Annotated in this window: 16 protein-coding genes and 1 pseudogene; 12 read left to right on the top strand and 5 right to left on the bottom strand. The window is 71.8% G+C overall.

Annotation, left to right across the window (positions count from 1 at the left end; translation table 11 throughout):
• The first annotated feature begins 142 nt into the window (after positions 1–142).
• The gene (locus ABT232_RS19765; protein WP_351841564.1) at positions 143–1,462 is read left to right on the top strand and encodes an Nramp family divalent metal transporter; all 1,320 of its coding nucleotides are present in this window, start codon (positions 143–145) and stop codon (positions 1,460–1,462) included.
• Positions 1,463–1,478: 16 nt separating this feature from the next.
• On the opposite strand, the gene ABT232_RS19760 is transcribed toward ABT232_RS19765, so the two are convergent.
• Positions 1,479–1,745: a hypothetical protein gene (locus tag ABT232_RS19760; RefSeq protein WP_351841562.1), complete on the bottom strand. Its 267-nt coding sequence runs from the start codon at positions 1,743–1,745 to the stop codon at positions 1,479–1,481.
• A gap of 365 nt (positions 1,746–2,110) precedes the next feature.
• On the opposite strand from ABT232_RS19760, the gene ABT232_RS19755 reads away from it, so the two are divergent.
• Positions 2,111–2,620, top strand: coding sequence for a SigE family RNA polymerase sigma factor (locus ABT232_RS19755; RefSeq protein WP_351841560.1), 510 nt, complete (start codon positions 2,111–2,113; stop codon positions 2,618–2,620).
• 58 nt (positions 2,621–2,678) lie between these two features.
• The gene (locus ABT232_RS19750) at positions 2,679–3,959 is read left to right on the top strand and encodes a hypothetical protein (RefSeq protein WP_351841558.1); all 1,281 of its coding nucleotides are present in this window, start codon (positions 2,679–2,681) and stop codon (positions 3,957–3,959) included.
• Between the two features lie 253 nt (positions 3,960–4,212).
• Here the strand turns inward: ABT232_RS19750 and ABT232_RS19745 are convergent.
• The 4 genes and pseudogenes from ABT232_RS19745 to ABT232_RS19730 all read right to left on the bottom strand — a co-directional run.
• Positions 4,213–7,630, bottom strand: a pseudogene (locus tag ABT232_RS19745) (putative T7SS-secreted protein); the annotation flags it as partial.
• 10 nt (positions 7,631–7,640) lie between these two features.
• On the bottom strand, positions 7,641–8,105 hold the full coding sequence (locus ABT232_RS19740) for a hypothetical protein (protein ID WP_351841555.1): 465 nt from the start codon (positions 8,103–8,105) through the stop codon (positions 7,641–7,643).
• 4 nt (positions 8,106–8,109) lie between these two features.
• Positions 8,110–8,574 (bottom strand): SseB family protein, encoded by a 465-nt coding sequence (locus ABT232_RS19735; RefSeq protein ID WP_351841553.1) that lies wholly within the window; start codon positions 8,572–8,574, stop codon positions 8,110–8,112.
• Positions 8,575–8,632: 58 nt separating this feature from the next.
• Positions 8,633–10,333 carry a chitinase gene (locus ABT232_RS19730; RefSeq protein ID WP_450871702.1) on the bottom strand — a complete coding sequence of 567 codons (1,701 nt, stop codon included), beginning with the start codon at positions 10,331–10,333 and terminating at the stop codon, positions 8,633–8,635.
• A gap of 290 nt (positions 10,334–10,623) precedes the next feature.
• On the opposite strand from ABT232_RS19730, the gene ABT232_RS19725 reads away from it, so the two are divergent.
• The 9 genes from ABT232_RS19725 to ABT232_RS19685 all read left to right on the top strand — a co-directional run bounded on the left by ABT232_RS19725 (position 10,624) and on the right by ABT232_RS19685 (position 19,557).
• Positions 10,624–11,541 (top strand): hypothetical protein, encoded by a 918-nt coding sequence (locus ABT232_RS19725; protein ID WP_450871701.1) that lies wholly within the window; start codon positions 10,624–10,626, stop codon positions 11,539–11,541.
• A 52-nt stretch (positions 11,542–11,593) separates the two neighbouring features.
• The gene (cpaB, locus tag ABT232_RS19720; RefSeq protein WP_351841549.1) at positions 11,594–12,301 is read left to right on the top strand and encodes a Flp pilus assembly protein CpaB; all 708 of its coding nucleotides are present in this window, start codon (positions 11,594–11,596) and stop codon (positions 12,299–12,301) included.
• A gap of 9 nt (positions 12,302–12,310) precedes the next feature.
• Complete coding sequence (locus ABT232_RS19715) at positions 12,311–13,567, top strand: CpaE/TadZ family protein (RefSeq protein ID WP_351841547.1); 1,257 nt, start codon at positions 12,311–12,313, stop codon at positions 13,565–13,567.
• Positions 13,568–13,569: 2 nt separating this feature from the next.
• The gene (locus ABT232_RS19710; protein ID WP_351841545.1) at positions 13,570–13,968 is read left to right on the top strand and encodes a TadE/TadG family type IV pilus assembly protein; all 399 of its coding nucleotides are present in this window, start codon (positions 13,570–13,572) and stop codon (positions 13,966–13,968) included.
• A 1-nt stretch (position 13,969) separates the two neighbouring features.
• On the top strand, positions 13,970–14,326 hold the full coding sequence (locus ABT232_RS19705; protein ID WP_351841543.1) for a TadE/TadG family type IV pilus assembly protein: 357 nt from the start codon (positions 13,970–13,972) through the stop codon (positions 14,324–14,326).
• A gap of 18 nt (positions 14,327–14,344) precedes the next feature.
• Positions 14,345–15,682, top strand: a complete 1,338-nt coding sequence (locus ABT232_RS19700; protein WP_351841541.1) for a TadA family conjugal transfer-associated ATPase — start codon at positions 14,345–14,347, stop codon at positions 15,680–15,682.
• A 444-nt stretch (positions 15,683–16,126) separates the two neighbouring features.
• Entirely contained in the window at positions 16,127–17,071 is a 945-nt protein-coding gene (locus tag ABT232_RS19695; RefSeq protein ID WP_351841539.1) for a type II secretion system F family protein, read from the top strand.
• Positions 17,072–17,087: 16 nt separating this feature from the next.
• Positions 17,088–17,975 carry a DUF5936 domain-containing protein gene (locus tag ABT232_RS19690; protein ID WP_351841537.1) on the top strand — a complete coding sequence of 296 codons (888 nt, stop codon included), beginning with the start codon at positions 17,088–17,090 and terminating at the stop codon, positions 17,973–17,975.
• Positions 17,976–17,982: 7 nt separating this feature from the next.
• On the top strand, positions 17,983–19,557 hold the full coding sequence (locus tag ABT232_RS19685; RefSeq protein ID WP_351841535.1) for a sensor histidine kinase: 1,575 nt from the start codon (positions 17,983–17,985) through the stop codon (positions 19,555–19,557).
• Positions 19,558–19,564: the final 7 nt, after the last annotated feature.

The following is a 19,564-nucleotide window of genomic DNA, read 5'->3' as shown; positions in this document are numbered from 1 at the left end:
CGGCCCCGGCGGCCCCGCCCGGCCGCCGGGGCCGCACTCGGCGCGGGGTTCCGGCGGCGCCGCGCGCGGCCCATGAGCGCAAAGGGTGGAGATCCCGCACGCCCTCTTGCCGCGAGGCGGGTCATCCGCTTTCTTGACCTGCATGGCGGACACCACGGGAAACACAGCGGCACCACAGGTCGACGGGCCGGACTCCGCGCCCCGCAAGTCCAGTTGGAAGTACATCGGTCCTGGAATCGTCGTCGCCGCGACCGGCGTCGGCGCCGGTGACCTGGTCGCCACCCTCATCGCCGGCAGCAGCTTCGGCTACACCCTGCTCTGGGCGGCGGTCGTCGGCTGCCTGGTGAAGATCTCCCTCGCGGAGGCGGCGGGCCGCTGGCACCTGTCCACCGGCCGCACCCTCTTCGACGGCTGGGCCAGCCTGGGCCGCTGGACGACGTGGTTCTTCGCCGTCTACCTCGTGATCTGGGGCTTCGTCTACGGCGCGGCGGCGATGTCGTCCAGCGCGCTGCCGCTCCAGGCCCTGTTCCCCGACGTGATGGACCTCAAGTGGTGGGCGGTGGCCTGCGGACTGGTGGGCCTGGTCTTCGTCTGGTTCAACAAGTACGCGGTGTTCGAGAAGGTCATGACGGTCCTGGTGGGCGTCATGTTCGTGGTGACGGTGTACCTGGCGATCAGGGTCACTCCCAACCTGGGCGAGGCGTTCGCCGGTCTGCTCCCGGTCCTGCCCGACGAGAAGGACTCCGTCCTCAACACCCTCGGCCTGATCGGCGGCGTCGGCGGCACCATCACCCTCGCCGCCTACGGCTACTGGGTCAACGCCAAGGGCTGGACCGACACCGGCTGGATGAAGGTGATGCGCCTGGACAACCGCGTCGCCTACATCACCACCGGCATCTTCGTGGTGGCGATGCTCTTCGTCGGCGCGGAACTGCTGCACTCCGCGAACGTGGCCATCGCCGGCGGCGACAAGGGCCTGATCCAGCTGACCGACATCCTGGAGGCCGAATACGGCGCGGCCACGGCCAAGTTCTTCCTCATCGGCTTCTTCGCCACGTCCTTCACCTCGCTGATCGGCGTCTGGCACGGAGTGAGCCTGATGTTCGCCGACTTCGTGGCCCGCTACCGCAAGGGTGACGATGCCAAGGGCGAGGAGATCGCCACGGGCACCCGCGAACGCTCATGGCCGTTCCGGGCCTACCTCCTCTGGCTGACCTTCCCGCCCATCGCCCTCCTCTTCCAGGGCCAGCCCTTCCGCCTGATCATCATCTACGGCGTCCTGGGCGCGGCGTTCCTGCCCTTCCTGGCCGGCACGCTCCTCTGGCTGCTCAACTCCTCCCGCACGCCCCGCGAATGGCGCAACAGCTGGCTGAGCAACGGCATGCTGACCCTGGCGGGCCTGCTCTTCCTGATCCTGTGCGTGAAGCAGATCTGGGACCAGCCGTGGTCGGAGTTCTTCTAGACCGGTCGGGCAGCGGTCAGCCCATCGGCCGGTAGAACGCCAGCACCTGGTGGAGGTGGGCGAACCACTCCTGGAGCTTCGTGCGGGGCTTCGCCTCGACCACGCACTCGTAGAAGCGGCCGTCGAGGTGGATGACGCCCATCATCAGGTGCTTGCCCGAGGGGCTGGCGCGGTAGTGCACGCTGCGGACCTCCGGCCAGGGGAACTCCGCGGTCACGTCGTTGATCTCGAAGGCCACGCCCTCCGCGTCGACGACGATCGAGCAGTGACGGTCCACTGCCATGAACTCCGGCCCGCCGGGCACCGGCCCCGGCTGCTGCGGCAGCGGAGCGTACTGCGGCGGAGGCGGCCCGAAACCCTGCGGGGGAGCGGCCGGCGGGGGAGGGGTCGAGGGGGGAGCCGTCGGAGGAGGCGGCACCGGCGGGCCGTAGGCGGGCTGGTGGCCGTATGGCGGCGGCTGCGTGGTCAATGTCGGTGCTCCCGGGCGTGATGTGGTGCCGAGGATAGCCAAGCGGCGCCCGGCGGCCCGCTCCGCCCCGGCAGGCCCGGGCACCGGTCTGAAACATTTCACGGGCCCCACCGCATCGTAGAGATGACAGCGACGGCGAGGTGGCGGCACGGCGGGTCACCGGTGGGCGGGGGACGTAGATGAGACATGGGTGGGCGGACGAGTACGCCGAGTTCGCGGCGGCGCGCACCGGTCACTTGTACCGGTCGGCGTGCCTGCTGACCGCCGGGGACACCCATCTCGCGGAGGACCTGGTCCAGGAGACCCTGGGCCGGCTCTACGTCAGCTGGCACCGGGTCAGCCGGGCCGGCAACCCCGCCGCGTACGCCCAGACCGTGCTCACCCGGACCTTCCTCGCGCAGAAGCGGCGCCGCAGCAGCACCGAGCGAGCGACCGACGTACTGCCCGAGCGGGCCGACCACTCCGGCGGCGACACGCCCCTGCGGCTGACCCTGCTGGAGGCGCTGGCCCGGCTGCCCGTCAAGGACCGGGCGGTGGTGGTGCTGCGCTACTGGGAGGACCGCAGCATCCAGGAGACCGCCGACGTCCTGCACGTCAGCTCCGCCGCCGTCCGCACCCGCTGCGTGCGCGCGCTCGCACGCCTGCGGGAGCTGCTGGGCGAGGACCTGGCCGAGTACGCCACGACCTGAGCGCGCTCCCGCACGAACACTTCTCCACCCACACGACCGACAGGAACGGCGGTTCGCCATGCCCGCGGAACCCACGCACGACCCCTTCGAGAACCGGCTCGGCGACGCCCTGCGCCAGACCGGTGACACCTTCGACACCGACCACCCCGCCCTGGCCGCCGCCGGGCAGGCGCGCGGACGCCGGATGCGGCTGCGCCGCAGGGCCACGATGTTCGGCGGAGCGGCGAGCATCGCGGCGGTGGGTCTGGGCGCGGCGCTGGTCCTGCCCGGGGACGGCACCGCGGGTGAGGCACGGACCACGCAGTCCGTGGGCCGGATGGGAACGGCGTCCGCCACGGCGACCGCGCCGGACCCGGTCACCGAACAGGAGATGATCTCCACCCTCGTCTCGCTCCTGCCGGAGGGCGAGGTCGGCGAGTCGGCCGGGCAGGGCACGGACGAGGGGTCGCTGCCCTACGCGCGGGTCGTGTTCGACGACGGCGAAGGCCCTGGGGCGGTATCCGTCAGCCTGAACCGGGTCGAGCCGGGCAGCGAGTCGGCCCGCCAGGTGACCACCTGCCCGGACAAGGTCATGGTCCCGCACGACGCCTGCGAGACCAGCCGGCTTCCGGACGGCTCGCTGCTGATGATCTTCCAGGGGTACGAGTATCCGGACCGGCGGGTGGACACCAAGCGCTGGCAGGCGGAACTGGTCACCGCCGAGGGGCAGTACATCAGCGTGGGCGAGTGGAACGCGGCGGCGGAGAAGGACGCGCCGATCAGCAGGGAAGAGCCGCCGCTCACCCCGGAGGAACTGAAGACCGTCGCCACGGCGTCCGTCTGGCGCGCCGTCGTCGACGCCATCCCCGAGAACCCCGAGGGCAAGCCCACCTCGAAGGTCGACGCCGGGGACGAGGGTGACATGCCCCCGGGCGCGGACGGCGCGTCCGTCGTGAAGACCCTCACCAAGCTGCTGCCGAAGGGCCTGGACGTGGTCTCGGAGGGCGGTCAGGAGACCGAGTACGGCTACCTCGTCGTCGACGACGGCAAGGGCGCGACCCTCGTCCAGATCAATGTGCAGCCCGACATGTCCGACGTCGCCGACGAGCTCTTCGGCCCCGACTCCGAGACCCTGGCCGACGGCACGAAGGTCGCCGTCCGGCAGGGGCCCGGCGAGAAGGGCGGCGAGGGCGTCGTCATGTGGACCGTCGACACCATGCGCCCCGACGGCCGCCGCGTCGTCATCAGCGCCTTCAACTCCGGCGCCCAGCACACCCCGGCGACGCGCGAGACACCGGCCCTGACGATCGAGCAGCTGCGGAAGATCGCCCTCGACGAGAAGTGGCTGAAGCTGCTCTGAGCACGAGCTGCTCTGAGCACGAACTCGACGGGCCGAACGGCTGCCTCCCCGGTCGCACGACGCGCACAGCTCGGCGACCGGGGAGGTCGCATGGTCATGTGAGCGATGCGGCGAAGAGGCGCGCATCATGCTCCCGGACCAGTGTCCGAACCACGCCGCCTCGCATCGACGATGCCCGGTCGTTCATGCCCAGGTACCAGAGGTTGCCGGCCCGCTCGACCACGGCTCCGTACGGGAGCGGCCTGTGACCGTTCAGTCGTCCGGAAGGATCGTGTTCGTAACGGACGCGGCCCGCTCGGGTGATGCGGGGTGCCCGTGTACTCGCGCTCGCCCACCGCCTCCGCGCCGGGGTGCGAGGACGGCCAGGACGCCGACGTCTGGTTGCCCGCCGCGTCGTACGCGTACGTCTCCGTCCAGTTCGCCGCGTGCACCGCTGTCACCCGGCCCGCCGGGTCCAGGTCGAAGGTGCGGGAGCCGACGAGCTGGTCGTCGATGCCGATCAGATTGCCGTCGGCACGGTATGTGTACGAGCGGTGCTGGATCCGCGTCCCGCCCGCTCCGGTCACCGATTGCGTCGTCAGGCGGCCGAGCTGGTCGAAGCCGTGCTCCAGGGTGACCGTCTCGCCGATCCGGCGGGTCAGTTCGCGGCCTGCCGCGTCGTAGGTGAAGTCGATCGCACGGCCGGAGGCCACCATGCCGGTGCGGCGGCCGGCCGCGTCGTAGTACCAGGTCGTCGTCGCGCCGGTCGGTGTCGTGCGGCCTGCCCGGCGGCCCAGGTCGTCGTAGGTGTACGTGAGTGTCCGGCCGTCGACCGTTTCCGACAACAGGCGGCCGTACTGGTCGCGCGACAGCGTCAGGGTCGTGCCGTCCGGGCCTGTCGCCTGTGCCAGCTGGTCCGTCACGTCGTACGCGAACGTCGTCTCCTGGTCGGCGGCGTTCTTGCGGATCACCTGGCCCAGCGCGTTGCGCTCGAAGGACACTCTCAAGCCGAGCGCGTTCGTTCTGGACGCCAGGCGGCCCGCCGCGTCGTACGTGTATGTCAGCGCGCGGTCGTCGAAGTCCGTCTCCCGTCGCAGGTGTCCGGCCGCGTCGTACTCGTACGACCACGTCAGGCCCTGTGGGTTGGTGACCTTCGTCAGCCGCAGTTCCCTGTCATGGTCGAAGTCGTAGCGGACGCCGTCCGGGCCCGTCCTGGACGTCAGCAGGTCGAAGTGGGTGTAGGTGAAGTGGGAGACACCGCCCATCGGGTCGGTGTGGCTGGTGCAGTTGCCTTCACCGTCGTACGTCCAGCTCTCCGTGGCGCCGTCGGCGGTCGTACGGCGGGCCAGGCGGCCCTCGACCGTCCACTCCAGGCGGGTCGTCGCGCCGGTCGGGTCCGTGATGGTGACGGGTCGGCCGAATGCGTCACGTTCGTAGCGTGTGATCGCGCCCAGAGGGCTGGTGATCTCGACGGGGAGCCCGGCTGCGTCGCAGCGGACTGCCGTCGCCTGGCCGAGTGGGTCTGTGATGGAGGTGAGGTGGCCCGCGTTGTTGTAGGTGAAGTGCGTGGTCTCGCCCGACGGGGCGGTCATCCCTGTTTTGTTGCCCCGCACGTCGTACGTCTGGAGTACGACCGTCCCGTCCGTGTTCGTCACCCGAACGGGCAGCCCGAGCCCGTTGTACTCCGCCGTCGATCCGCGTCCGTCGGCCCGGACCACCGACGTCACGTTTCCCGCCTCGTCGTAGCGGAAGGACGTGACGTGGCCCAGCGGGTCCGTACGCGACAGCACGCGGTGGTAGCGGTCCCGCACGAAGCGGGTCGTGGCGCCGAGTGGGTTCGTCTCGGCGACCACCTGGCACAGGTCGTTGACCAGGTAGCGATGGGCATGTCCCGCGCCTGTCGTCGCCGTCGTCGTGCGCAGGCCCGTGTGTGGGTCGCGTTCGCCGTACTCCAGGCGCAGGCTCATGTGGCCTGCCGTGCCGCCCTCCGCGACGCAGCGGTCACGGTCGTCGTACTCGTACGTGTAGCCGCGGTCGTTGGGGTCGGTCCAGGAGGTGATTCTGCCCGCCTCGTCATACGTGAACCTCAGGGGCCGTCCCGACGAGTTCACGACCTCGGTCAGGTCGCCTCCCTCCGAGTAGCCGTACCGGATCAGTTCCTGGTCGCCCCCGTCCGGCGCGGCGCCGGCCAGGTGCAGTGCCGTGATCCGGTGGTTCTCGGTCGTGATGCGGACGCGGTAACCGCCGCTGTGGGTCAGGGCGGTCGGGGCGCCGTCCTCGCCGTACTCGACAGTGATCCAGTCGCCGTTGCGGTCGTCGATCTGCTCCAGCCGGGCGTGGGCGTCCGTCTGGTCCTCGAAGTGCCAGACCCGGCCGGACGTCGGGTCGGTGATCGTGTAGCCCTTCGCTGCCCGGCGCAGCGGCCAGCGCGGCCCTTCGGTCGGCAGGGTCGGTTCGCCGCCCGGCTCCGGGTGCGGATAGGCGAGGATCAGGCCGTTCTCGTGGAGGAAGACGACACGTTCGGCGTCGATCTCCAGGCGCTGGTCCACGGTGTTCGACCAGGACGGGCCGAACCAGCGGCCCGCGCGGTAGCCGGACTCCGCTCGGCGTCTGAAGACCAGGTGGAGGGTGCCGGGCAGCGTCACGTCCGTCTGTGGCAGGTACATCCTGCCGGTGGCGAGGTCGACCGGGTCGGTCGGGTCGCTGTCGGTCCGCCGGCCGGGTTCGCTGTGGGTGCCCGGTTCCGAACCGTCCAGGTGACCGGCACCCGTCCCCAGGCCGGTCGCCCTGCCCGCGCCGTCGACGCCGTCCAGCCGACGGGCCAGGCCCGCTGATCCGCCGACCGCAGCGCCGCCCGCCAGGCTCGGCGCCAAGTAGCCCAGCATCCGCACCGGGTCCTTCTCGAACGCCTCCCAGGTGTTCGACGCGCCCTGGTAGAAGTCCTTGGAGAAGGCGACGGGGTCGCGGACGGCCGCGCTGCCGCCGTCGATGACCATCCCGGCGTCGTGGAGGTAGGCACCGGGCTCGGTCAGGAGGCGGCCGGGGTTGACCGCGAGGGCGAAGTCGCCGAATTCCCCCGCGGCCTCCTTGGCGCCGCCTTTGAAGCGGGACCAGGCGCTCGGGCGGTTCGGAGCCTTCTCCGCCGCCTTCCCCAGATCCCGCTTGGCGGTGGCTGCCGCCTCCTCGACATCGCCCTGGGCGGTCTGGATCCTGCCGACCAGTTCGGTCATCAGCGTCTTGCCCGGGTCGGCCGCCGGCGGCTTGGTGGCGCCTGCCGTGTCGCCCGCCTTCACCGCCGTGTCGTAGTCCGTCACCGCCTTGTCGTAGGTGCGCGACAGCTCACGGGCGGTCGGTGCCTCGTGGTCGATGATCTGCGCGGTGAGGCGCTGTGCCGTGTCCAGGGTGTTCCGGTAGGCCAGTACCGCCAGGCCGGCCGCGACGAACGCGTCCAGCGCCGTGTCCAGGTCCTTGGGCAGCCGCTTCACAGTGTCGCGGAAGACCTCGGCCGCCTCGCCCTGCCAGGGGTCGGTGTTCAGCTTGCGCAGCTGTTCCGCGCCTTGGCCGAAGTGCGCCGCAGCGCCGGCCAGCTTCTTGATCAGCTCGTCCAGGTCGGACGGCTTGCCAGGTATCCAGTCCTGGACGGTGTCCCCTTCGGCGATCCAGGCACGGCGGCGGAAGCTCTTCTCGGTCATCGCTGACTGCCTATTCCTCGCCTGAGGCCTGTGTGCGGCTTCTGAACTGCTGTTCCTTGCCCGTGATGCCCTGCCCCTCCAGCCACGAGGTCACCGGCCGGTCGCCCTTCTGCTGCTTCTGCAGCTCGACCATCCGCGCCTCGTACGCCACCTTCGTATCGGTGACGAGGAAGGTGTTGATCACGGAGGCGAGCGCGGCGACGATCACATCCGCGTCATCGGCGATGCAGCCGAGGCCGTGGCTCCATTTGGCGAGGAAGGAGTCGACGGCGTCCGTCACCTCGTCGGCGCCGGTCTTGTCGAGCGTGTTCAGCGCCATCAACTCGAGCCGCCGCTCGGCGCTTTCGCCGGCGAAATCGCGTGCGGCCTTCGTTGATTCCTCCAGCGGCCGCGCGATCGACTGGAGGAACTGCACCTCGTACTTGAAGTCACCCCCGTCCGCGCCCTTCGGTATCAGCCAGCCCTGGCCGCCCATGTCCTCAGGCCTCCCGGTTCCGGTACGAGCCGGTCAGCACCGGCTCCGTGTCGCCGACGGCCGCCGACGACAGCACCACCGCGTGTTCCGCGGCCGGGTCCAGCCAGAGGCCCAGGCCCGGGGGCACCAGGTCGAGCAGGTCCGCTCCGGTGGTCGAGAACCAGGGGCCTTCGCCCGTGAAGAGGGTGAGTTGCTCCAGAGAGGAGAAGACGGGCACCAGGCGGTCCGGACGCGTCGCTTGCCGCGGCGGTTCACCGTTCACCAGGTCCAGGAGACTGGAGCGCGGGCCCTCCGCATGGCCAGCCGTGGCAGCCGGCGCGGACATGGTGAGAAACCCGGGACTCTCCGGGCGTTCGCAGTAGAGCCGGGCCTTCAGGAACGCCTCGAAGACGTCCTGCGGCGAGCGTTCTCCCTCCAGCGCCCGCCGCACGACGTCGACCAGGTCGTTCGTCTCCCCCGTCGCACTCATGTGTCAGAAGATCACATGAGCCGATGACCGTGGGCAACGCGGCCCGCCCGTTTTCGGACTACGGCAGCGCGTGCACGTGCGGTCCCACCGCGTTCGACCACGCGTTGCCCGCCGTCGCGTCCCAGTTGGTGGACCAGGTCATCGCGCCCCGCAGGTCGGGGTAGGTGCGCGCGGGCTTGAAGGAGCCGCAGTTGGTGCCCTTCGCCAGGCAGTCCAGCGCGGCGTTCACCACCGACGGGGACACGTAGCCGCTGCCCGCGCCCCGCGTCGACGCCGGCACGCCGAGGCCCACCTGGGACGGGGCCAGGCCGCCCTCCAGCTGGATGCAGGCCAGGGCGGTGAGGAAGTCCACCGAGCCCTGGCTGTAGACCTTGCCGTCGCAGCCCAGCATGGAACCGCTGTTGTAGTACTGCATGTTGACGACGGTGAGGATGTCCTTCACGTTCAGGGCCGTCTGGAAGTAGGAGTTGGACGTCGACTGCATGTCGATGGTCTGCGGGGCCATGGTCAGGACCATGGACGGTCCCGCCTTCGCCGACAGCGCGCGCAGCGCCTGCGTCATGTACGTCGCGTTGAGGCCGTTCTCCAGGTCGATGTCGACGCCGTCGAAGCCGTACGTCTGCATCAGGGAGTGGACGGAGTTGGCGAAGTTCGTCGCGGACGTCGCGTCGTTCACGGCGACCGTCCCGCGCTCGCCGCCCACCGAGATGATGACCTTCTTCCCGGCGGCCTGCTTGGCCTTGATGTCGGCCTTGAACTGGTCGACGGTGTAGCCGCCGAGCCCGGCCGAGTCCAGGTTGAACGTCACCGCGCCCGGCGTCCCCGTGGCGTCGGCGAAGGCGACCGCGATGATGTCGTACTGCGCCTGGACGTCCGACAGCTTCTGGACGGCCGCCCCGTTGTCGAAGTTCTGCCAGTAGCCGGTCAGCGCGTGCTTGGGCACGGAGCCGCCGCCGCCTCCGCCCGTCGGCGCGGTCGTCGCCGTGACGGTGGCCGACTTCGGTGATTCGCCGGCCGCGTTGGTGGCGGTGACCTGGAAGGAGTACGAGGTGGCGGCGGCGAGGCCGGTCACGGTGGCCGAGGTGCCGCTCACCGCGGTCACCTTGGTGCCGTTGCGGTAGACGTTGTAGCCGGTCGCGCCGGACACCGTGTTCCAGGCGAGGGAGGCCGAGGAGGACGTCGTACCGGAGACCGTCAGGCCGCTCGGGGCGCCGGGGACGGTCGGGGCGGGGTCGCCGCCTCCGCCGCCGTCCGGGCCGAAGACCGAGATGTCGTCCGCGAGGTAGGCCGCCTGGCCGTACCAGCCGTGGGTGTAGACCGTCACCGAGGTGGTGGACGCGCCGGTGGTGAAGCTGGTGGTCAGCTGCTTCCAGGAGGCGCTGTCCGGGGTCCAGGTGGAGACGTCGGTCGTGCCGGTGCCGGTGGCGCCGAGGTAGGTGTAACCGCCCTGGACCCAGGCGCTCAGCGTGTACGTCGAGCTGGGCCTGACGGCGACCGTCTGGGAGCAGCGGGCGTTGTCCTGGCCGGCCGGGGTGGCCTTGAGCGCGGCGGCACCGCTGTGCACGGGCGAGGAGACGGTGGTGCCGCTGCCCGCCGAGCAGGTCCAGTTGCCGAGGCCGGACTCGAAGCCGGCGTTCTTCGCGTTGTTGGTGTCGGCGGCGGACGCCTGGACGGCGGTGGTGAGGGAGAGGGCGAGGGCGGCGGTGACGGCGCCGGACCACAGACGTGTGTGCCGGATCCGTCTGCGTACGAGGTCCACTGGGGCCTCCGGGGTGGGGAGTGGGGGTCGTTCGGGACGACGGTGGCCACCGCTGGCCCCAAAGTTGGTCCAGACCAATTGAGTTGTCAAGAGGTCCAGACCAAAGCGGTAGGCAACCGCCGGGCAATCACCGCACCTTCCCCGTTCACCCGAAGGGTGCCGTTCCGCGCGGCGGCGCGCACAACCTGTCCTGTTTTGCCGCCACTTGTGCGCAGACAGTTGCTCGCGAGCTACACAAACGCTGTTCTCCGGTCACAGAGGCGTGGATACAGTGCTGAGGTAGTCACGCAATGAAGTCACCTCGGTGCGCCGGAGTCACCCGCGCGGACCGACCGGCGGGAGACGGGGAGCTGCGCGTGCCAACAGCCATTGCCGTGACCAGCGCCGACCTGGCGCTGCCACCGCAGGACGAGCGGACGCTGCCCGCGGTCGTCCTGAAAGACCTGGACCGGCGTCCGCTGGCCGAGGTGCTGGCCGAGGTGCTGGGCGTCCTGGAGGCCCACGGACACCTCATCGTCGTCCACTCCGCGGCCGCTCCCGCCGCCGTCGAACGCCGGCTGCACACCGTCCGCTCCCTGCTGGAGACCGACCGGATCGCGCTGTTCCGCTCCGAGCTGCCCCCGCTCGGGCTCGCCGTCCTCGCCCGGCAGCTGCGTCAGCTCGCCTCCTGCGACCTCAGCCCCGGCATCCTCGCCTCCGCGAGCCGGCTGCTCACCCACTACATCCACGCCGGCGCCCTGCTCGGCTCCGTCGCCCGCCTCGACCGCGTCCCCGTCGACCTCAAGGCGCACGCCAAGTCCTGGGTGCCGGGCAGCCAGTTCGCCGTCGTCGCCCATCCGCAGCCGCAGCTCGTCCGGCTCGCCCCCGGCGCCGCCGCGCCGACCGGCCCCGAGTTCGCCACCTGGATGCTCACCGCCAAGGGCCAGCTCCAGTCCGACTGGGTCACCGGCACCCTCGCCCCGGCGTGGAAGGCCCAGGGGCTGCGGGAGACGCCGCTGCCCGCCGAGTCGGCCGCCTGGTGGGGCACCGGCCGGCTGATCGAGTTCTGCTCCTATCTGCCCGACCTGTCGGTCCTCTACCAGCTGGTCGGGTCGGTCCGGCAGGGCTCCTGCCACTGGTGCGGCATCGACGTCATCGGCGACCGCTGTGTCTTCTGCTCCGCCACCGCGCCACCCTCCGCCCCACGGCACCAGCTCACCTCCGGCTGACCGGCCGCGCACCAGGCCCCGCCCGCTACCCCCCGATGAGGTTGCACGCTTCATGAACTCCCGTCAGCGCCGCGGCGTGATACTGCTCCTCCTGTCCGTGCTGTGCGCCCTCGGCGCGTTCGCGGGCGTCCTGTCCGTCGTCGACGACGTGAAGTCGAAGGTCGGTCCCGAGGTCACGGCGTACCGCCTGAAGACCGAGGTGGAGCCCTACACACCGCTCACCGCGGCCCAGTTCGAGCGGATCTCGATGCCCGAGCGCTGGCTGTCGCCGAACGCGGTCCGCGACCTGGCGGAGATCAAGGGAAAGATCGCCGTCACCACCCTGCAGGAGGGCTCCCTGCTCCAGACGGACATGATCGTCGCGCAGCCCGCGCTCCGGCCGGGCCAGCAGGAGGTCGCCATCCTCATCGACGCGGCCACCGGCGTCGCGGGCAAGATCACCCCGGGGTCGCGGGTCAACGTCTACGCCACCTTCGAGGGCGCGCGCGAGGGCGACCCGGACCAGTCGAAGATCATCGTGACCGACGCCCAGGTCCTCGACGTCGGCGAGCTGACCCCGCTCCAGCCCGACGACAACGACCGCGGCCGGGAGCCCACCGACGCCGTCCCCATCACCTTCGCGCTCTCCGCGCTCGACGCGCAGCGCATCACCTACGCCGAGTCCTTCGCCCAGCGCGTCCGGCTCGCCCTGGTCGCGCCCGGCAGCGGCTCCTCGGTCGCCGAAAAGGACCGGACGTACGAACTCGCGAAGGACAAGTGAGAGGCCCGCATGCCCACGAGGATCCTCCCGGCGGTCGGTGACGCGGACGCGGCGCGCTCCGTCACGACCCTGCTCAGCCAGCTCCCGGACGCCGAGCCGGTGGCCCCGGTGGTGGACTCCACCCAGCTCGTCGACACCCTCGCCCGGCTCGCCGCCGAGTCCGTCGACGAACTCCCCGAAGTCGTGGTCGTGCACGAGCGGATCGGCCCCGTCCCCGCCCTGGAGCTCATCCGCGAGGTGGCCCTGCGCTTCCCGGCGGCGGGCGTCATCCTCATCACCTCCGACGCCGGCCCCGGCCTCTTCCAGGCCGCCATGGACTCCGGCGCCCGAGGCCTGGTCACCCTCCCGCTCGGCTACGAGGAACTGGCCAACCGCGTCCAGGCGGTCGCCCAGTGGTCGGTCGGCGTGCGCCGCCACCTCGGCCACACCGGCGACGTGATCACCGGCGTCGGCGGCACGGTCGTCACGGTCAGCGGCGCCAAGGGCGGCGTCGGCGCGACGGTCACCGCCATCCAGCTGGCGCTGGCCTCCCAGGCCTCCGGCCGCGCCACCGCCCTGGTCGACCTGGACCTCCAGGCCGGCGACGTCGCCTCCTACCTGGACGTCCAGTTCCGCCGCTCGGTCGTCGACCTCGCCGCGATCACCGACATATCGCCCCGCGTCCTCGCCGACGCCGTCTTCCGCCACGACACCGGCCTCGCCCTGCTGCTCGCCCCCGGCGAGGGCGAACGCGGCGAGGAGGTCACCGACCGTGCCGCCCGCCAGATCGTCAGCGCCCTGCGCTCGCGCTACGAGACGGTCGTCGTCGACTGCGGCACCCAGCTGACCGGCGCGGGCGCGGCCGCCGTCGAGATGGCCGACACCGCCCTGCTGCTGACCACCCCGGACGTGGTCGCCGTACGCGGCGCCAAACGCGCGGTGCGCATGTGGGACCGGCTCCAGATCCGCAAGGCCGAGGAGACCACCGTCGTCGTCAACCGGCACACCCGCGGTACGGAGATCCAGCCCGCCCTCATCCGCAGGATCACCGGCACGGCGGTGGCCGCGACCACCGTCCCCGCCCACTTCAAGGAGCTCCAGGCGGCCGTGGACGCCGGCCGCCTGCACCAGCTGGACGCCAAGAGCACCGTCAAGCAGGCCCTGTGGGCCCTCGCCGGGGAGCTCGGGCTCGTCAAGGCGGCGCCCGCGGACCGCAGGGCCGGCGGCCGGTTCCGCGGCGACCGCGGCGCGGTGAGCCTGCGGCGGCGCCGGGACTCGGGGAGCTGACCATGCGGCGCACACGGATACGGGACCCGCACCGGCGGGACCGCGGCCAGGTCACCGTCGAGTTCCTCGGCATGACCCCGCTGATCCTGCTCACGCTGGTGCTGCTGTGGCAGTTCGTGCTCCTGGGATACACCTACGTGCTCGCGGGTAACGCTGCGGACGAGGCGGTGAGAGCGGCCACGGAGGTGGCGCCCGGCGAACGCCCGGGCGTCTGCGCGGCGGCCGGGCGGGACAAGCTGCCGGGCGCGTGGGAGGGAGGCGCGAGCGTGAGCTGCGGCGGCGGAGGCGGCTTCGTCACGGCCGACGTGACCCTGAGCGTGCCCGTCCTCTTCCCCGGCACGGTCGACTTCCCCTTCGAGGTGACGGGCCACGCCGGCGCCGTCGAGGAGGAGACGGACTGAGATGCCGTACGACAGGAGAGCCCGCGACCGCGGTCAGGTCGCCCTGGAATACCTGGGATTCATCCCGATCCTGGTCCTCGTCGCGCTGGCCGCCGTGCAGCTCGGGCTGATCGCCTACGCCGCCCAGCAGGCCGGTACCGCCGCCCGCGCCGGCGCCCGCAGCGCCTCCCTCGACGGGCCGTACCAGGCGGACTGCCAGGCGGCCGTCAGCGGCTGGCTGGCCGACGGCACGACCTGCGTCGACGGCGGAGGCGGGGATGAGGTGGAGGTCACCGCGACCGTCGACATCCCCTCCGTCGTCCCCGGCTGGGACTTCGACCCCGCCCGCAAGTCCGCCACCATGCCGCGCGACCACTGACCGAGGAGCACCGGAGCCATGAGCCTGCGGGCACGCATCAACTCCCCCGAGGAGCACGGCAGTCGCGGCGAGGACGGCCACCTGGTCGCCTCCTACCGCGCCAAGCTCCTGGAGGAGATCGACCTCGCGGAGATGAGCGCGCTGGCCGCCGCCGAACGCCGGGCGCGCCTGGAGCGGGTGCTCGGGCACATCATCAGCCGCGAGGGCCCGGTGCTGTCCACCGTGGAGCGGTCCCAGCTGATCCGCCGGGTGGTCGACGAGGCGCTGGGCCTCGGCATCCTGGAACCGCTGCTGGAGGACGCCTCCATCACCGAGATCATGGTCAACGGCCCGGACGCGATCTTCGTCGAGCGCGGCGGCCGTGTCGAACAGCTCCCGCTGCGCTTCGCCTCCAACGACCAGCTCATGCAGACCATCGAGCGGATCGTCTCCACCGTCAACCGGCGGGTCGACGAGTCCAACCCGATGGTCGATGCCCGCCTGCCCTCCGGCGAGCGCGTCAACGTCATCATCCCGCCGCTCTCGCTCACCGGCCCCACCCTCACCATCCGCCGCTTCCCGCGCTCCTTCACCCTGCACGAGCTGATCGGCTTCGGCTCCCTCGACGAGCACATGCTCTACCTGCTGGCGGGCCTGGTGCAGGCCCGGTTCAACATCATCGTCTCCGGCGCCACCGGCACCGGAAAGACCACCCTGCTCAACGCCCTCTCCGGCCTCATCCCCGAGTCGGAGCGCATCATCACCATCGAGGACTCCGCCGAACTCCAGCTCCAGCAGCAGCACGTCATCCGCCTGGAGTCGCGCCCGCCGAACGTCGAGGGCAAGGGCCAGATCACCATCCGCGACCTGGTCCGCAACTCCCTCCGCATGCGCCCCGACCGCATCGTGGTCGGTGAGGTCCGCGGCGGCGAGTCCCTGGACATGCTGCAAGCCATGTCGACCGGCCACGACGGCTCGCTGGCCACCGTCCACGCCAACAGCGCCGAGGACGCCCTGATGCGGCTCCAGACCCTCGCCTCCATGTCGGACGTCGAGGTGCCCTTCATCGCCCTGCACGACCAGATCAACAGCGCCGTCGACGTCATCGTCCAGCTCACCCGGTTCGCCGACGGCGCCCGCCGCATCACCGAGATCGCGGTCCTCGACAGCCACGGCGCGGAGCCGTACCGGCTGGCCACCGTGGCCAGGTTCGCCGCCCGGCCGATGACGCCCGACGGCCGTGTGCACGGCGCCTTCCAGCACTTCCCGCTGCCGCGCCGCACCGCCGACCGCCTCTTCATGGCGAGCCAGCCGATCCCGCAGGCCTACGGTGTCGCCCACACCGAGGACCAGCTCGCCGTCCGAGAAGCCCGGTAGGAAGCGCCCCGTGGACACAGAGACCGGCAGGAAGCACCGCGTGGACGCCCGAGCGGGCGTCCGAGCGGATGTGGAGCGCGGCGGGATGCGCCGAGCGGGCGCAGCGCCCGGCGGGATGCGCCGAGCGGATGTGGAGCGTGGCGGGTTGCGCCGAGCGGGCGTCCGAGCGGATGTGGAGCGTGGCGGGATGCGCCGAGCGGGCGTCCGAGCGGATGTGGAGCGCGGCGGGATGCGCCGAGCGGACGTCCGAGCGGATGTGGAGCCCGCCCGGAAGAGCCGAGCGGACGCAGCACCCGGCAGTAAGCGCCGAGCGGACGCAGCGCCCGGCAGGATGCGCCGAGCGGACGCGGATCCCGGCAGGAAGCGTCGAGTGGGCGGAGAGCCCGGCAGGAAGCGTCGAGCGGGCGGAGAGCCCGGTAGGAAGCGCCCGATGGAACGGACGACATGGAACTGAACACCCTCGTCTCCCTGACGACCGGCATCGCCCTGCTGACCTGCGTCCTCGCCGTCGTCGGCGTGCACGCGTACGCCACCGGCAAGGCCCAGCGCCAGGCCCTGGTCGACCGGCTGTCGGCCACCGGCCAGATCCCGCTCGCCGGCCGCCGGCAGCGCTTCCCCGCCCTCGACCGCCGCCTGCGCCGCACCCAGCTGGGCAGGCGGCTCGAACTGCGGCTGGCCGCCACCGGCCTCGACATCACGCCCGGCGAGTTCTTCGCCGCGATGCTCACCACCGTCGCCGGACTCTGGCTGATCGGCCAGGCGACCCTGGCGCCCTTCTTCGGCCCGATCGCCGGTCTGCTGGGCATCTGGGCGGCCGTGCAGTTCCTCAACTGGCAGCGCCAGAAACGCATCGAGCGGTTCATCAACCAACTCCCCGAACTCGCCCGCATACTCGCCAACGCCACCCAGGCCGGCCTCGCGCTGCGCACCGCGATCGGCATGGCGGCGGAGGAACTGGAGGCCCCGGCCGGCGAGGAGCTGGCCAAGGTGGCGAACCAGCTCGCGGTCGGCGCCTCGATGGACGACGCCCTCGGCGAACTCGCCGAACGGCTCCCGTCCCGGGAACTGGTCGTCCTCGTCACCACGCTCGTGCTGTCCAACCGGGCGGGCGGCCAGGTCGTCGGCGCCCTGCGCAACCTCACCGAGACGCTGGAGGAGCGCAAGGAGACCCGCCGCGAGATCCGCACCCAGCTCTCCCAGGTGAGCATGACGTCGTACGCCGTCCCCGTCATGGGCATCGGCTCCCTGTTCCTGATGAACGGCGTGAAGGACGGCGCCCTGGACCGCATGACCGGCTCCCCGGTCGGCCAGGCCTGCGTGATCATCGCGTTCGCGCTGTACGCCGTCGGATTCGTACTGATCCGCCGCATGTCCCGCATCGACGTGTGAGAGGAGGGACGAGGACATGGCACTGCTGCTCGCCCTGCTGATGGGCATCGCCGTCTGGGGGATCTTCGCCGGCCTGCGGATGTACCGCGCCGAGGCCAAGCTCCCCACCGACCTGGCCCTCGCCCTGGAGGTCGGCGCCACCCGCACCGGCGCGGTCGACTCCCTCGTCGATCGCCTCGGCATGCGGTACGCGCCCGCCGTCCTGCGCATGATGGGCCCCAAGCAGGTCGCCAAGTACCGCCGCAAGATCGACCTGGCGGGCAACCCCGGCGGCCTCACCCTCGACCGCTACGCCGCCCGCCGCGCGGTCTACGGCGCGCTCGGCGGCGTCGGCGGACTCGTCTTCCTGCTCCAGGGCAACGTCCTGATGGCGCTGCTGCTGTTCGCCTTCGGCGCGTTCTGGACGGAGGTCGGCATCTGGTCGGCGATCCGTATCCGCAAGGACGTCATCGAACGCACCCTCCCCGACTTCCTCGACGTCCTCGCGGTCGTGGTCAGCGCGGGCCTCGGCTTCCGCCAGGCCCTCGACCGGGTGGCGTCCAAGTACGAGGGCCCCTGGGCCGACGAGATCCGCATCACCCTGCGCCAGATGGACCTCGGCATGAGCCGCCGCCAGGCCTTCGCGGAACTGCGCCGCAGGAACGACTCCGAACAGGTCGCCATGTTCGTGACGGCACTGCAGCAGGGCGAGGAGCTGGGCGCGCCGATCGTCGACACGCTGGTCGCGCTGGCCAAGGACATGCGGCGCACGGACGCCCAGAACGCCCGCCGCAAGGCGGCCCGGGCCGTGCCCAAGGCCACCATGATGATCACCACCTTCATGGTCCCGGCCACGATGCTGCTCCTGGGCGCGGGCCTGCTGCTGGGCTCCGGGACGGACTTCGGCACCATCACCGGTGAGTGAGCGGACGATGGCGACGATCTCGACGTGGAGGGGACGGGCGGCGGTGAGACCGCTGCTCGGCCGCAGGGGCGGGCGGCGGAGGGAGCGGGCGAGGGCGGAGGAGGCAGGGACGAGGGAAGCGCCGGGGACGGCGGAGACGGCGGGTCAGGCAGGGACGGCGGGCCGGGCGGAGACGGCGGGTCAGGCAGGGACGGCGGGCGGGGCGGGGACGGCGGAGGCCACGGGCGCGACCGCCTCGGCCGCCTCTGCCGCCTCGGCCCCCTTCCCGCGGACCCCGGCACCACCGGCGGACGCCACCCACACACCCACCGCACCCGCTCCCGAACCCGCACCCGCTCCCGCTCCCGCCCTCTCCCTCCAGATCAACGCCCTGCAAGCCCTGTGCCGCCAGGTCTTCGGCTTCCGCCTCGCGATGATCGCGCTGGCCGCGCCGGCCGCCCTCCTCAACACCTCACCGGGCCTCGGCGCGTACCTCGTCGGCGCGGCCGTCGTGGTGACCTTCATGGGGTCGTACGCCCTGTTCCGCGACTGGGAGCGCTTCGGTCCGCTGCTCCTGCGCCACCCCGCGCTGCTCGCCGCCGACACCCTCTTCGGCTCGCTCCTGCTGATCTCCGCGGGCCCCGACACCACCCTCGCCTACGTCAGCGTCTGCACGCCCCTCCTCGCCGGCCTCGCCTACAGCTGGCGAGGGGCCGCCTGCTTCGCCTCACTCCAGGCGCTGATCCTCCTGCTGGTCCAGGCGACCCTGGCGAGGGCCGGGGACCGGACACCCGCCGAGGCCCTGCTCCTGCCCGGCCTGTGCGTGATCGCCGGAGCCGTCGGCTCCACCCTGCGCAACCTCATGCTCCGCTTCGGCGAGGCCACCCACGCGCTGACCGCGGTCCAGGCCCGGCTGGCGGCCGCCGAGGCGGTCGCGGCGGAACGCGCCCGCATGGCCCGCGAACTGCACGACTCGGTGGCGAAGACCCTGCACGGCGTGGCGCTCGCCGCGGACGGTCTGGCCGCCTCCGCGAGCGCACCCGACCCCGACGCCGCCACCCTCCGCCGGCAAGCGGACCTGGTGGCCCGCTCGGCCCGCAGAGCAGCCGCCGAGTCCCGCGAACTCCTCACGGACCTGCGCCGCGCGTCGGACGCCGGCGACGCCACGGACCTCCACGCGGAACTGGCGGCGCGTACCGTCGACTTCACGGCCCGTACGTCCCTCCCGGCCGCCTACCACCGCACCGGCGACCGCCCCGTCCCCGCCCTTCCGCCGGCGGTGGCCCGCCAGCTCCTCGCCGTCACCGCGGAGGCCATGGAGAACGCGTACCGCCACGCGGCGGCCACCAGGGTGGAGGTGAGGGCGGGCGTCGAGGGCGACCGGCTGAGCGTCAGCGTGTACGACGACGGGCGCGGCCTGCCGCCCGGCACCACCCTCGACCAGCTGCACCGCGCGGGCCACTTCGGCCTCGTCGGCATGGTCGAGCGCGCCGCCGCCGTGGGCGCCCGCATCCGCATCGGCCGCGGCACCCACCCCCACGGCACGGAAGTCCGCCTGGACCTGCCCCTGGCGGCCCTGACGACCACCGGCGAAGCAGGATGAGGAGCCC

The sequence above is a fragment of the Streptomyces sp. NPDC001532 genome, from assembly GCF_040298625.1.
Lineage (GTDB): Bacteria > Actinomycetota > Actinomycetes > Streptomycetales > Streptomycetaceae > Streptomyces.
This window is presented reverse-complemented; position numbering and strand designations above follow the sequence as displayed.